Source organism: Paramylibacter kogurei, assembly GCF_002742285.1.
GTDB lineage: Bacteria > Pseudomonadota > Alphaproteobacteria > Rhodobacterales > Rhodobacteraceae > Amylibacter > Amylibacter kogurei.
Window position 1 is genome coordinate 156,514 of sequence record NZ_MDGM01000014.1, and the last position, 13,600, is coordinate 170,113.

At 46.0% G+C, this 13,600-nt stretch carries 13 protein-coding genes; 9 read left to right on the top strand and 4 right to left on the bottom strand.

Annotated elements, in window-relative coordinates; translation table 11 throughout:
- Positions 1 to 21 precede the first annotated feature (21 nt).
- The 7 genes from BFP76_RS13450 to BFP76_RS13480 all read left to right on the top strand — a co-directional run bounded on the left by BFP76_RS13450 (position 22) and on the right by BFP76_RS13480 (position 9,375).
- On the top strand, positions 22 to 369 hold the full coding sequence (locus BFP76_RS13450; protein WP_099594464.1) for an STAS domain-containing protein: 348 nt from the start codon (positions 22 to 24) through the stop codon (positions 367 to 369).
- 11 nt (positions 370 to 380) lie between these two features.
- Complete coding sequence (locus tag BFP76_RS13455) at positions 381 to 836, top strand: ATP-binding protein (protein WP_240514071.1); 456 nt, start codon at positions 381 to 383, stop codon at positions 834 to 836.
- 120 nt (positions 837 to 956) lie between these two features.
- Entirely contained in the window at positions 957 to 2,792 is a 1,836-nt protein-coding gene (locus tag BFP76_RS13460) for a DUF3131 domain-containing protein (RefSeq protein ID WP_240514067.1), read from the top strand.
- Positions 2,789 to 4,396: a hypothetical protein gene (locus BFP76_RS13465; protein WP_099594466.1), complete on the top strand. Its 1,608-nt coding sequence runs from the start codon at positions 2,789 to 2,791 to the stop codon at positions 4,394 to 4,396. The genes BFP76_RS13460 and BFP76_RS13465 overlap by 4 nt, the downstream gene beginning before the upstream one ends.
- A 46-nt stretch (positions 4,397 to 4,442) precedes the next feature.
- Positions 4,443 to 6,380, top strand: coding sequence for an ATP-binding cassette domain-containing protein (locus BFP76_RS13470; protein ID WP_099594467.1), 1,938 nt, complete (start codon positions 4,443 to 4,445; stop codon positions 6,378 to 6,380).
- 1 nt (position 6,381) lies between these two features.
- On the top strand, positions 6,382 to 7,737 hold the full coding sequence (locus BFP76_RS13475; protein WP_165775723.1) for an HlyD family secretion protein: 1,356 nt from the start codon (positions 6,382 to 6,384) through the stop codon (positions 7,735 to 7,737).
- A gap of 63 nt (positions 7,738 to 7,800) precedes the next feature.
- The gene (locus tag BFP76_RS13480) at positions 7,801 to 9,375 is read left to right on the top strand and encodes a hypothetical protein (RefSeq protein ID WP_099594469.1); all 1,575 of its coding nucleotides are present in this window, start codon (positions 7,801 to 7,803) and stop codon (positions 9,373 to 9,375) included.
- Here the strand turns inward: BFP76_RS13480 and cbiB are convergent.
- Genes cbiB through BFP76_RS13495 form a run of 3 tightly spaced genes read right to left on the bottom strand, consistent with a single transcriptional unit; the run spans position 9,372 to position 11,639 of the window.
- Positions 9,372 to 10,307 (bottom strand): adenosylcobinamide-phosphate synthase CbiB, encoded by a 936-nt coding sequence (cbiB, locus tag BFP76_RS13485; RefSeq protein WP_099594470.1) that lies wholly within the window; start codon positions 10,305 to 10,307, stop codon positions 9,372 to 9,374. The two genes, BFP76_RS13480 and cbiB, sit on opposite strands and share 4 nt — an antisense overlap.
- 1 nt (position 10,308) lies before the next feature.
- Entirely contained in the window at positions 10,309 to 11,259 is a 951-nt protein-coding gene (locus BFP76_RS13490) for a threonine-phosphate decarboxylase (RefSeq protein ID WP_099594471.1), read from the bottom strand.
- Entirely contained in the window at positions 11,256 to 11,639 is a 384-nt protein-coding gene (locus BFP76_RS13495; RefSeq protein ID WP_099594472.1) for a DUF1636 family protein, read from the bottom strand. Before BFP76_RS13495 ends, BFP76_RS13490 begins: the two co-directional genes overlap by 4 nt.
- A 133-nt stretch (positions 11,640 to 11,772) precedes the next feature.
- On the opposite strand from BFP76_RS13495, the gene BFP76_RS13500 reads away from it, so the two are divergent.
- The gene (locus tag BFP76_RS13500; protein WP_099594473.1) at positions 11,773 to 12,129 is read left to right on the top strand and encodes a response regulator; all 357 of its coding nucleotides are present in this window, start codon (positions 11,773 to 11,775) and stop codon (positions 12,127 to 12,129) included.
- On the opposite strand, the gene BFP76_RS13505 is transcribed toward BFP76_RS13500, so the two are convergent.
- Positions 12,126 to 13,097: a glutathione S-transferase family protein gene (locus tag BFP76_RS13505; RefSeq protein ID WP_099594474.1), complete on the bottom strand. Its 972-nt coding sequence runs from the start codon at positions 13,095 to 13,097 to the stop codon at positions 12,126 to 12,128. The genes BFP76_RS13500 and BFP76_RS13505 overlap by 4 nt on opposite strands.
- Positions 13,098 to 13,369: 272 nt before the next feature.
- Between BFP76_RS13505 and BFP76_RS13515 the strand changes: the two genes are divergently transcribed.
- Positions 13,370 to 13,600 (top strand): DUF6732 family protein, encoded by a 231-nt coding sequence (locus tag BFP76_RS13515; RefSeq protein ID WP_099594476.1) that lies wholly within the window; start codon positions 13,370 to 13,372, stop codon positions 13,598 to 13,600.

Genomic DNA, 13,600 nt, shown 5'->3' on the forward strand with positions numbered 1-13,600 from the left:
AATTTATCTCAGGAGCAAAACATGGAAATTTCAGTCGATCAATATGGTCACAAAACTGTTGTGAAGTTACGCGAAAACAGACTTGATGCCGCAATGGCTGTGCGTTTCAAAGATGCGCTGAAAACGGTTGTCGACGATGGCGCTGAATTCATGATTCTGGATATGTCAGATGTTGGATTCATGGACAGTTCGGGATTGGGTGCGGTTGTGGCACATATGAAATACATGGGCACAGAACGAAATTTTGAAATCGCCAACCTTACCCCAACAGTGGAAAAAGTTTTCAAACTTACGCGCATGGACAGTGTTTTTAAAATTCATAAATCAATTGCAGATGCGATCCCCGAGGATTTGAAAAACGCGATTTGATCGGATTGAAAATGAATGAACCGTCGCCTGCACCTGAACCAATTTTCCTGCGCCAATTTAAAAGCGAACAGGAAAATGTTTCTAATATTTTGTCGGAACTCGATTTATGGATGAGCGGTGATGCAAGGCTTAAATCACATTGCGAAGATGTTGCAATTGTTCTTGCTGAAACACTGAACAATGTTGTGGAGCATGCCTACAAAGGGTCTGCCAAGGGTGACATTTCTTTGTTTGTGGGTGTGGACACAGACCAGCTTTGTTGTGAAGTGCGTGATTTCGGCGAAAAATTCCCGGGAATTCCACATCCACAAGAAATGAGCGGACCAGAACAAAATTTTGAAGATCTACCAGAGGGTGGGTTTGGTTGGTTCTTAATCCAAAGTCTGACCACAAAAATAGAGTCTGTGTCGGATGATGATTCAAATTGCATTCGCTTGATTTTTGATTGTTCACCCAAAGATAGTTGAATTAAATTTTACGTAAGTTTCTTTCAGAAAATGAAGGCATTATCCTAAAATTTACAACCTAAGCCGTATCCTTTGTGAATATTCGCCGACTCGCAGAATACTTAAATTGGAAACGACAATATGCCCGCTCAACTTCGAAATGTTATCTTGATAATTTTTGCGCTTGGCCTTCTTGGCTCTGCAATTAGTGGCGCAATATATCTGGGTGATGCAGTTGGTGAGACTGTGAATAATAACGCGGTAAAACTTGCCAAAGCGCGAGCAGAAAAAGATGCATTGGAAACTGAACGCGCAGCGAAAGCAGATTTGGCATCAGAATTTTTAAAAGAAAACCCAGAATATTCGGCGTTAACATCGCTGGACAACGCCGATGCCAATGGATTTGAAATTCGCACTGCTCTTGAAAACAGCGGTGCTGGGAATGTTGATATGGAAACATTGCCAAGCTTGCTTCGCGGACAGTTGCCGTCACAAAGTTTAAGCAGCATTTCGAACGGAGAAAAACGTGTTTCACCCCCGCGGATGTGCGAAATGCCAGAGGATTTTTTTGATAAGCTTGATCAGGAAAATAATGAAAAGTCATTTCCAGGTTATACCGAAACAAATGGTTATGTGCGCCGCTACAAGCCCCGTCGCGGATTTTTAAATGATCGCGAAATGCAGGCGGCAAAGGTCGCTTGGGGATATTTCGAAAAATTCACCCAAGAATCTACAGGTCTTGCCAATTCCGTTGGCGGATATCCATCAACAACATTGTGGGATACCGCATCGTATATCAGCGGTATGGTTGCCGCCTATGAGCTGTGCCTTATTGAAAAGCCTGAATTTGATAAACGGATCATGCGATTGTTAACCACGTTTCGGAACTTGAAATTATTTCGAAACGAGATGCCAAACAAAGTGTATCACACCAAAACTGCAGCGCAGGTTGATTATAGCAATAAGCCAGGTGAAATCGGTTATTCTGCGTTGGATATCGGACGGTTTCTTGTCTGGATGCGCATTATTCGTAATCGTTATCCCTATCTTGCCAATACGATTGATAACATGTTGTTACGTTGGGACTATTCCAACATTATCGACAAAGATGGCGTGATGTTTGGTGCAGCTGTTGACAAGGAAACCAAGGAAACGATTTACGCGCAAGAAGGGCGATTAGGATACGAAGAATATGCAGCAAAAGGTTTCGCTCTATGGGGGTTCAAACCATATTTTGCGCATCGTGCCGAACCCTATCTCACCACGAATATTTTGGACGTACGCGTCCCTTACGATGGGCGCGATCCACGGGTTTTTCATTCTCAAAACTATGTTGTGACTGAAAGTTATCTTTTGGATGGATTGGAATTAAACTGGGATTTGCCACATGATGACATGAGCTCAGACGCAATTCATTCGGATGGTTGGCGCGCGGAATTTGCAGATCGGATTTATCAGGTTCAACATAACCGATTTGAACGCGATGGCTATATGACCGCGCGCTCAGAACACAATGTGAAGGGCCCGCCTTATTTCACTTATGACACCATCTTTTCGGATGGTTATCCGTGGAACACCGTTACACCACGGGGTGACTATTCACCTGATCATGCCGCTGTCGCAACCAAAGCTGCGTTCGGCTTATGGGCGCTCTGGGATACATATTACACGGATATCCTTTACGAGGCTGTGATCGAACTATTTGATCCAGAAAGGGGTTTTTATGAGGGGCTTTATGAGGGTGGAACAGGCCATATTGAAATCCAAACCGCAAACAACAATGGGATCTTGTTAGCGTCGTTGTTGCACAAAGTGCAGGGGCGCATCTTGACGGGCGGAACTGGTGGTTCCGAAGTTTGGTACACTCGTTTTCGAGACCGCGATCTGCGTATCCGCAGAAAGCTTCCCGACCCCCCGCAAAAAGCAGATTGGCTACCGGCCTATCGCCATCCAGCACAAATGGAGGAAACGCAATGACGTTAAAGCCAAATCTAATCATGTGTATCGCATCAATCATATTGAGCTCAGGCACCAGCATCGCTTCTGCGCAGGATGCCACAAACAATGCTTCGTTTGAAAATTCGACGGCGGTTTTGGATACATCGGTTTTGTTTGCCATCGGTGCACGCGAAGCAGAGCAAGCCATTCGCGGTTCCTTTGGGTGGCCCACTTTTCAAGAAGGGTTTGTTGAATCTGTCTATTTTCGGTTTGATCCAGATGGCTATGCACGATTCAGCCCAAGCCCGCGATTAGACGAAGATGTTTTTGAAATTCAATGCGTCCAAAACGGGTCTGCATGTATTGCGCAAAAAAATGGCGTCGAAATCGGTCTTACACCCGAGGGGCGCATTCAGGTTCGATTTGATGGAATTACCCCAAACGATAGCTTTTTCGTGTCCGATCGGAAAACCGAATTACCACTTCCGCCGACAATTCTCGAACCTCTCGATGCGCGACTTGAAACATTGTTATCATCCAGTAGCGAATTAATCATCAAGCGCGAATTGGAAGTGTTGCAAAGCATTTCGCTCGTGGGGTTCTCTGCTGTTACAACGTATCTTCGCTGGGTTGCACAGGGTCAATCACCACGTGTATTTCCACGCGGTTGGCCGGTTCCTGCACAATCAGGACAATTACATTCGTCTGGTTTAACGCAGCCAAGCGAATGGGAAACCGCGACCAATGCTCCGCAAGTGTCGAAAACTACTTGGCATATGCAATCGCGCAATCCCACGAACACACAGGGATTTGCAAATGCCGGTTTCGTCAGGAATGGCCAAGCAGATTACCAATCGCAACAATATGGACAATTGCAGTCAGAATTTCAGGCGATGAAAGATGAACTGGCAACGCTGCGATCTGGTGGGGGACAGACCGCACCAATTCATGCCAATCAGGGCTGGGCATCTCAGGTTGATCACGGCACTGTTTTTGGCAATGAAATTCAGTCAGTTGGTCAACATAGCGATATTGTTGCGCCAAATTATAGCGCACTTCAAAACAATGGTGTTGAAACTGAATTGGCAAGAACGAGTGATTTTGCAAATTTTGCCAATCACTTTGACAACACAAATTTGCGTCCACAATTTGGGATTCAGCGTGAAAACCTGACGCAAAATCCAGAAGATATGCTTCTCAACCGCGTGATGAATTTAGAAGCCGAGTTAGAAACATTACGCCAACTCATTTCTCGTCAACAACAATATGGTGCAGTGGCTTCTCAATCGGGACAAAAACCTATGTTTGAATCAAATCAGTTATCCACTAACCAAATTCAGAGTTCCAGTGGTGAAGAACGTATTAAAGTTTTGGAAAATTTGTTGCTTCAAAGATTGGGGCCGACCAAACCGGTAACACAACCAATGCCCATCATATTGGACGATACGGATTCACAAGAAAAACGGGAACAGGAATTGGTGCAAGAAATGTTGCGCAAATTGGATTCAAATCCCCCAACAATTGACGCGAATATTCAAGGGGATAATTCGAACGCCACGGCGCCGCAAAGTGACGAATACGTATCACTTTCTGATTATCTTAACCGTGTTTTAAAAAACAACGGTTTGAATACAGATCAATAAATCAAGTTGCGCCAATCCAATTTCGACAATCAGAAAAGTAAACATTATGCAAATTGACGATTCAAATTCACTTATCAAAAGAGCGCCAGAGCTTGGCCAAGGGTTGCTGCATGCGATCGGAATCGGGAATGGCGAAGTGAAAAAATTGGATGAAACCCCGCCAAGTTGGGTGCGTTTTATTGCCGGTGCTCTGGGCTTTTTTTCAAGCCTGCTGTCATTGGTTTTGCCTGCGATTGTGCTCTTGATCGTTGACAGATTGATCCCTGCTGATAATCAATCTTCGTTGTCATTATTGGCGGCCCTAGGCGTTGGAATTATTTTGTCTGTATGCTTGATTGATTTGATGCGCATGCGCGCGTTGGAAAACTATTTCACCAATGTTCGTGGATTGGTGCTGTATCAGGATAGTTGTTTTGCGCTGTTTTGGGTATTTTGTATCGCCTTTATTCATCCGGTATTGCCGTTAATCCCGATCTCTGTGGCGATGTGTTTGGCGCTATTATGGACAATGCGAAAACCGCGAAAATCGTCATTGGTTTCACAAACACGACAACAAGATCTGGACCCAATAATCATTGATACAGTTGGTCTCGGGCCCGCATATATTCAGAAAACCGCCAATGGTGAAATTGCGGGTGATTTGCAGCCAGATTTTCAAACCGTTGGGCAATCAACTTGGCTAAACTTGGTTCAATTATTGTCCGCATTGTTGAGCGTTATTGCAGGTGCCTGGCTGCATATTGGTGGATTGCTTACGCTTGGGACAATGATCGCCTTCATATTCCTCAACCAAACCATCGTGTCTGTTTTTATACGAAACTATCAAGTTCAGTCTTTGCGCGCATCAAGACCGAACCTATCGCTACTACACCAAAGCGCAACGCATGATCAACGATTGACGGGCGGACGTGGGAGCGAAACAGATACGATGACGATGTTATCACTCGATAAAATCGAGGATTTTGGATTTGCTCCATTTTCAGCTGATCTTTTCCAAGGTCTGTGTCTCACAGTTATTGGACCGTCGGGTTCAGGTAAATCAGAGCTGTTACGTGCCATTGCAACGGGGCAATTTTTTGAAGGAAAGATGAGTTACAAAGATCAAAATTGGGGGCGCAATCATGGACGGCTTCCCGCGATCAGCTATGCCCCACCAACACCCGTGGTATTAAATGGAACGATTGTTGAAAATGTAACCTGTTTTGATCCCAAAGCACGGGCACTTGATGCCATTGAATTGGTGCGAAAACTAGACCCATACGAGGATGTGTTTAAAGAAATCGATTTGTTGAACGAAGCCGCGAACAGTAGTTTTAGCGCACAGGGGCAAATTCTATCGTTGGCGCGGGCATTTTATCGAGACAAAGAAATCATCATTTTGGACACACCAGAAACATATCTGGATAAGGCATCGCGTGCTGCACTTATGGCGTTGATCCTTAAGGCAAAAACGGAAGGAAAAATTGTTATTTTGTCGACGGACGATGAATATTTGATGTCGGTTGCGGATGAAGTCGTGAAACTGGAACGCGGTGAAGTAACAGATCGCGGCCCGATGGATGAAGTGCTAGCGCGTTATCATCAACGTTGGGTACGAGTTTCATTTTGCCCAACAAAACGCGATGCATTTCGACTGTCTTTATGGCTAGAAGGTCAATTTCCAATGTCGATGTCTCAAGAACTTAAAGATCGTGTAAAACAAACCGCACAGGATATGTTGTTTCTTGCACCGCGAGATAAATTTTTGGATGCCGAATCCGAAGTGTTGATCGATCTACGTATGAACCAATCAGAGGTTTTCATCACGATGCACGACAAGGGTGATCTGCTGCTTAGTGAACAGTTGACTGGTGAGAAACGGCACGAAATTGAGCGCGTCGAAAATGCGACGGATGGGTTTGAACAAACTTTGCGCGAAGGGTATCGCCAAATGGCCGCCCGCTTCCATGTGGATCGCGTATCTCCAACTAAGGAAGTCGCGTGACGTGAATGGTTCAGATGAAATAACCGGGACATCATTGGAACGTCCATCGCCGCCACCAGGCGAAGTTGAAAAAACGGCCAAAAGGCGGCTATTGAAAACGTCGCTTCGAAAAGGGGCGTTTTCTGCGGCGCTACTTTTGTTAGGCGGGGCGATTGCAACGTTTTCTGTAATCGCGAGCTTTGTCGCATTCAACACAATTGGGGTGTCACATACGATCAAACTCCGCGGTGTAATGCAAGCGGTGGATCAATCGACACCAATCAAACATGATTCTGGCGGCATGGTGAAAAACTTGTTCGTTACGGATGGCGAAGTCGTCACAGAAGGACAAGTGTTGTTGTCTTTGAATACTGATGATCTTGCCACGGCGTACGATGCGGCGCGCAAAAACGTGTCAAAAAATTTATTGCGTTTGAACTGTTTGACAGCGCTGAAAACGCGACAATCAAAGATGTCCATTCCAGTGGAGCTAAAATTCGCGTTGGGGCGGCTTAGCCAATCGGAAGAATTACATCGTGTGCAACGTAAATGTAATGCGCAATTGGAAATGCTCAAATTTCAAGCGGCGCAAGACCAAACAGCGCTAACGCTCGCGAGTGATTTGTTGAATGTTCACGAACGTATGGCAAAAACAGATTTTGAAATGCGTTTACAGATTTCCGCATTAAATAATCAAGAAAATGCGCAAGCGCTTCGAACGTTAACAGGAATGAGCACTTTGAAAACAAATTTGCAACATTCGCTTGAGGCCGCAAAAGCAAATGCTGCGCTCGAGAACCTTATTCGCGAACAGGAACAAGATGAGCGCAATCGTATAAAATTGATCGAAGCCGAACTGGATGGCATTTCTGATACATTGATGAAGGCAGAAAATGAACTTTCGCGTATTGAGTCCATTCGCGAAAAGCGGTTCGTTTATGCCAGCACAAGCGGCCGCGTCCAACGCTTGCGGGTGAGTGGAGAGGGTGGCCGCATCGCGGCCGGTGCATATATTATGGAAATTGCACCGCTCACTACCGATTTTGAAGTATTGGCAACCGTGGGAGTAGCAAATGCTTCTGATGTTGTAGTTGGGCAAAATGTACAAGTTCAACTGTCCGGTGGAATGCCCAAGCCCATTTGGGTTCCCGCCCAAATCGAAGATATTAACAAAATTACGGCCAACAAACGATTGGTCCGTATCAAGTTGCGCAGAGAGGATTTGAACAAACGAGACCTATTGTTAGGTGACCACAGTTTAAATGGATTGGGCGAACAATCAGAAGCGGTCGTTTCGCTCAGTTCAGAAAGCGCAATGAAATCGATCAAGGCGATCATGCTTCGTCATATGAAACGTGATAACGAGACCAGTTTGTAACACTCTTTGGTTCAGGTTTTTATCTGACTTGTGAAGTTCAGATCGGCATGGCAATGTTTTTTCATGTTCACGATCGAAGATTTCAAACCGCTCCTTGGCGCCGAAGAAAAATTATTGCTTGCCAGTGCGCATGGCGAAAGGCTCACACTTGGGGATGGTGATTTACCCGGTTTGGCTTCGACAGAGGTTGAAATTCGTGCAGAGCTGATCCGATATTTGTTGTTGGGATCGGATGTGAATGCACCGCTTCACGCAAAAGGTATTCGCATTCGAGGTGCAAAAATCGTTGGGCTCTTGGATTTGCAAGGGTGCGATTGTTCGCACGATTTAACGCTCACTCGGTGCAGTTTTGACAAAGCACCGAATTTCTTGAATGCGCGCATGCGTGGATTACATTTGAGTGGTTGTTCGACACCGGGTATAGTCGCGGATAATGCGATTTTCTCAGGTTCTGTGTATCTGCGACAAGGGTTTCACTCGACCGCTGAAATTTCCATGCCCGGTGTGCGGATTGCTGGTGATCTTCAAGTTTGCGACGCTAAAATTGAAGATGCGGGATTTATATCATTTTTTGGCGTGTCGATCCGCGTTGAAGGGTCGGTTTTTTTGGGGGATTACCCATTTGACGACACGGAGTCAGAACTTCATTCAACTGGCGCTTTGATTTTTTCATCGGCAAAAATTGCAGGCGATTTTTTCTGTAAGAATTGTGCAATTGCCCCCGATAGTGCAATGAGCGCAAAGCCGGTTTACCTGGATGGTGAAACGATTGGTGAGCTTACCGCACTTTCATTGGCGCGTGCGGAAATTGGTGGCGTGCTGTTTTGCAAAAACAATCAAATTTCGCGTGGGATGATGAATTTTTCCGGCGCAAGGGTGCGCCGATTGAACGACGATGCAACGGGTGAACTTGCCACGTATCGAATGCGGTTAGATGGATTTGAGTATCAAGATTTCGCCCAAGAAGCGGACACAAGGGTGAAATCACGTTTGGAATGGTTGGAACGCCGGCCTTCGCACGTTGAATTTTCTGCACAACCTTACGAACAGCTCGCACGAGTTTTGAATTCCATCGGGCATCGCGACGATGCACAAGATGTGTTGATGCGCAAAGAAATGTTGCAACGAAGCGCAAACCGACAGGCCATCCGAAACAGCGGTGTGGGTACTTGGCGATTGCCGTTTTTGGTCATGTCCGATTTTTTTATTCGTTATCTTATTGGGTATGGGTATCGCCCGATGTTTGCGGTCTTTTGGGGCGTATTGTTGATTGGTATTTTGTCGTTTGTGTTTCAAAAAACTTGGGATGCTGGCGATATGGCGCCAAATGCCGCGCCGATATTGATTTCAAAAGATTGGGTAAGTGCAACACAAACCCATCCGGACAATCCCGCGAAATTTTGGTCAGCGCCTGATCAGGCAGGCAAGGATTATGAAACCTTTCACGCAATTGCATATGCTGCTGATTTGTTGGTCCCAATTGTTAATCTGGGCCAAGAATCTGCATGGGCGCCATCAACATCGCGCAGCGATTGGGGCCGCCAAGCATGGTGGTTACGGTGGTTCGCAAAGGCGATTGGTTGGGTGATTACAGCACTTGGTGCTGCGGCTGTAACGGGTGTTATTCGCCGCGATTAAAATATCCACGTCACGAGGGCAAAAAATCCAATGGTCGCTGCGATTGCATACCATGTACGTTGGATAACCTTTGTGGATTCTAAAATGTCATCACGGTTCGGATTTTTGTTCCCTTGCGGATTGATATATGCATCATCGGTCAACTCGCCATCGTAAATACGCGGCCCAGACAGGCGAATATCCAAAATCCCAGCCATCGCGGATTCGGGCCAACCTGCATTGGGTGATGCGTGCAGGGGTGCATCAGACAGCATCAAATCCCATACATCCCAAGTATTTTTTGAGGTTTGAACAAAACACATCAACGCGCCACAAATTCGCGCTGGAATTAAATTCAATAGATCATCCAATTTTGCAGATCCAAACCCAAATTCAGCGTAGGTTTCGGATTTATGCCCAATCATGCTGTCGGCAGTATTCACCACTTTGTACAGGATAATACCTGGAAGCCCCAAAATCAGATACCAGAAAATGGGTGCGACGACGGCATCAGAAAAATTTTCAGCAGCACTTTCAATCGCGGCTGTGGCAACACCTGCTTCATCCAGATTTTTTGTTTCGCGTCCAACAATTTTTGCCACCTCGGTTTGGCCAGCTTTTAAACTTTCGGCCAATCCTGTGGCGACGGCACGGACATGTTTAACCAGATTGTTATGCGCGAGGAGTGCAGTTACCACCAGCATTTCAACGATGCCATAATCAGGTAAAATTTTTAATAAATACCCAACGGCCAGCGCCAAAATCGCCAGCAATGCAATCGCCAAAATACCTTTTTCACGGCGCAATTTCCCACGGTTAAAATGGTCATCGAACCAATCAACAAAACGCCCCATGATCACGGCTGGATGTGGAATTCGGCTCCAGATTTGTAGCGGGTCGCCAAAAATGAAATCGAGCAACAAAGCCAAAAATAAAATCTGAAACCCGTTCATATCACGCTCCTATTGCGGAATTTAGCTGTGCCCAGTGATTTGGTTGGCCAGGCAATCCTAATCTTATCCATTCATTACTGTATGGGAAGATGCGACTCCAGATGTAATTCTGCGCCAGATGTTTTTGAAAACTTGCGGCGTTTTTTGTTTTGTAAAGACGAAACAGATCGGTGCCACCAATAATCGCAAGCCCTGCCTGTGTTGCAATTTCATCTAATCGCATCGCGTCGTTGTGCAATTGGTAACGGGTGCTTTCTGCCCAGTTTGGATCGGAAAGAGCGCGTGCACCGATAAATTGTGCTGGTCCGGATACTGCCCAAGGGCCGATCAGATTGCGCAGTTTTTGAATGTTGTCTGGATGCCCAATCGCAAAGCCAAGCCGCAATCCCGCCAAACCCCAAAATTTTCCAAGCCCCTTTAGAATGATAACATTTGGGTGGCTTGCATATTTGATGAGGCTTTCATCGGCGCAAACATCGCAAAAGCTTTCATCAATGATGATCATATCAGAGCTATCCAAAACTTGATCGTTGATGTCGTGCAGCACCCCGTCAGGATTGTTGGGATGCACATAAACCTTGTTTCGTGCAGAGCGTTGCAATGAAAAACCAGCATGAACAAATGCGGCTTCGTGTTCGTTATAGGTGGGTTTGGAAATGTGAAAATTGGAGCCATTCACAATTTGTGGCAACATCGCAATGATTTGCGACACACCGGAGCTTGCTAAAATATCGGCATCCTTAGGGATGTTCCAAAATTTCCGCGCGGCGTTTATCAAGGCTTGATCACCAGATTGATCAGGCAGGCGTGTCCAGCAATCCATCGGAATATCGCCAAATGGATAGGGGTTTGGATTGATCCCTGTGGACAAATCCAACCATTGATCACGCGCACCACCAAATTGTGCCATTGCCGCATCCAAACCCCCACCATGATCGCGCTTGTTGGTCACTGATCTGAATCCAGTTTTGGTAAAATCGGCAAACGCGCAACAAAGTGCCCTTTGATTGCTTGTGGCCAGGTTTTATAGGGAACTTGCCCTGTTTCACTGGCGTTATAGAGTAGGGCGTAATCGATAATACCCTGAGCATCATCCTTATCCGCATCGAAACACCCAAGCACATATTGCAGCTTTCCCTGCGATTGTATTGCGATGTTACAGGCACGTTCGCAGCCCATCAAACACGATTGGCGGCGAACTTCGATCGTATCCAATTTGTTTGCGGCGGTTTCAACCATCTGTGCCAAAATCTCGCCATCACGTGGCAGATTTTGCTCTGGGTCCCAATTTTCTTTTTTGCATGTGTCGCAAACTGTGATGACTGTTTTCACAACTTCTCCTGTCCTTTTTTGCTTGTTTGGCGAAAACGGCGGAAAAACGCAAACCTAAACAATTTAAAGAGGCTGTTAAGGTTTTGTTAACCTAAAGTTTACAAAATGAAAGAGCATTATTTAAGAGAGTCACATGCGGGTATTAGTAGCCGAAGGTAATCTTGCGCTCAGCACAATTTGGTGCAAGCATCTGCAACGTCAGGGGTTGGATGTGGTTCAAGCGTTGAGCCAAGACCAAGCCATGGAAGAATTGCGTGATCAAGATTTTGGCGCATTAATTCTTAATTTGAAATTACCAGAATCCAATGTTCTGGCAATTTCTGATGTCGCAACATACCGCAATCCAGATATCGCAATTATCTTGGTCACTGCGGATCGATTTTTTTCTGATGGCTCAATTTTTGATTTGGTGCCCAATGCGCGCAGTTTTGTAAATGATCAGGTACGGCCAGATGATTTGGCCGCGATGGTGGATCATTATTCTGCCTAGCCACGGCCATGTGGTTCATCCCAATTGATCACAGGGTTGATTGGGATGATGCGATTTGGGTTAATCGTGTCGTGGCTATAATGATAATGGCGCACGATGTGATCAAAATTAATCGTATCTGCAACGCCATCCCATTGATAAAGCTCGCGCGCATATGCCCATAGGTTTGGAAAATCGACCAAGCGATACCGATTGCATTTGAAATGCAAAACGTAAACCGGATCAAACCGTACCAATGTTGGAAACAACCGCCAGTCGGCCTCGGTAATTTGATCGCCAAGGAGGTAACGATTTTTAGAAAGGTGGTCCTCCAGCCAATCCATCGTTTCAAAAAGGGCTGTCACCGCTTCGTCATACGCGCTTTGGGTTGTGGCAAACCCAGATTTGTAAACGCCATTGTTGATATTGGAATAAATGCGTGCATTTATGTCATCAATTTCGCTGTGCAATGCCGTTGGCCAATAATCGTCCGTATTTCCCGTAATACCATTGAATGCGGAATTAAACATGCGAATGATTTCTGATGATTCATTGGACACGATTGTATTGTTTTGTTTGTCCCACAAAATTGGCACGGTGACACGCCCAGACATATGCGCATCAGCACGCAAATAAATATCGCGCAAGAAATTTGAATTGAACAAACTGTCACCTTGGGCCGCGCCGCGGTGTTCAAATGTCCAACCATCGTTTAACATATCGGGATGAACCACATCGATGCTGATATGATCCGCAAGCTGTTTGAGTTTGCGAAAAATAAGTGTGCGATGCGCCCAAGGACAAGCCATGGAAACATATAGGTGATATCGCCCCGATTCCGCCTTGAACCCTGCATCGCCCGTTGGTCCGGCCGATCCATCGGCTGTGATCCAGTTGCGAAAACTAGCGTTTGTTCGCACGAATTTTCCATCTGATGATTTCGTATCGTACCAATGGTCGGACCATTTTCCGTCAACAAGCAATCCCATTTGTGTTCTCCTTTGGCTGATTCATAACATTGCTGGGTGCGAAAATCACAATTTCATTGCGAACACTCTGTTTGCGTTTGGGAAACAAGCGATAGGTCGCAGGCGGCAAACCATGTGCCGCGAATCTGTTGCCACTTTTCCAATGGCTGTTTATAGATTCACTCAGACGATGCCCCACGACGGGGCCAGACAGGTGCGTTGCGTGTCGGTCGACCCACATCGGGGGCCAAACCAACTTCGTCACGACGCCACCACATTGAGAGGAATATAAGATGCGAATTTTAAGCGTGTTGTGCGTTGTATTGTTTCCAAACCTTGCCTTTGCCCATGTTGGACATATTGGCGAAGTTGCGGGCCACGGCCATATTTGGGGTTTGATCGCGCTGGGCCTTGCTGGCGCGGCGGCGGCATATGGTGCACGGCGTGCCAAAAAAGATGCTGAATCATCCGACCAAGAAGAACAAGCCGAAGAAGAATCAAACGAAGCCCCGCAGGAAGCTTGA

Bases quoted from the DNA above. Each gene is read 5' to 3' on its own strand.
- BFP76_RS13460 (WP_240514067.1), top strand. From the start codon at position 957: ATGCCCGCTCAACTTCGAAATGTTATCTTGATAATTTTTGCGCTTGGC.
- BFP76_RS13515 (WP_099594476.1), top strand. From the start codon at position 13,370: ATGCGAATTTTAAGCGTGTTGTGCGTTGTATTGTTTCCAAACCTTGCC.
- BFP76_RS13465 (WP_099594466.1), top strand. From the start codon at position 2,789: ATGACGTTAAAGCCAAATCTAATCATGTGTATCGCATCAATCATATTG.
- cbiB (WP_099594470.1), bottom strand. From the start codon at position 10,307: ATGAACGGGTTTCAGATTTTATTTTTGGCTTTGTTGCTCGATTTCATT.
- BFP76_RS13480 (WP_099594469.1), top strand. From the start codon at position 7,801: ATGTTCACGATCGAAGATTTCAAACCGCTCCTTGGCGCCGAAGAAAAA.
- BFP76_RS13470 (WP_099594467.1), top strand. From the start codon at position 4,443: ATGCAAATTGACGATTCAAATTCACTTATCAAAAGAGCGCCAGAGCTT.
- BFP76_RS13455 (WP_240514071.1), top strand. From the start codon at position 381: ATGAATGAACCGTCGCCTGCACCTGAACCAATTTTCCTGCGCCAATTT.
- BFP76_RS13450 (WP_099594464.1), top strand. From the start codon at position 22: ATGGAAATTTCAGTCGATCAATATGGTCACAAAACTGTTGTGAAGTTA.
- BFP76_RS13500 (WP_099594473.1), top strand. From the start codon at position 11,773: ATGCGGGTATTAGTAGCCGAAGGTAATCTTGCGCTCAGCACAATTTGG.
- BFP76_RS13505 (WP_099594474.1), bottom strand. From the start codon at position 13,097: ATGGGATTGCTTGTTGACGGAAAATGGTCCGACCATTGGTACGATACG.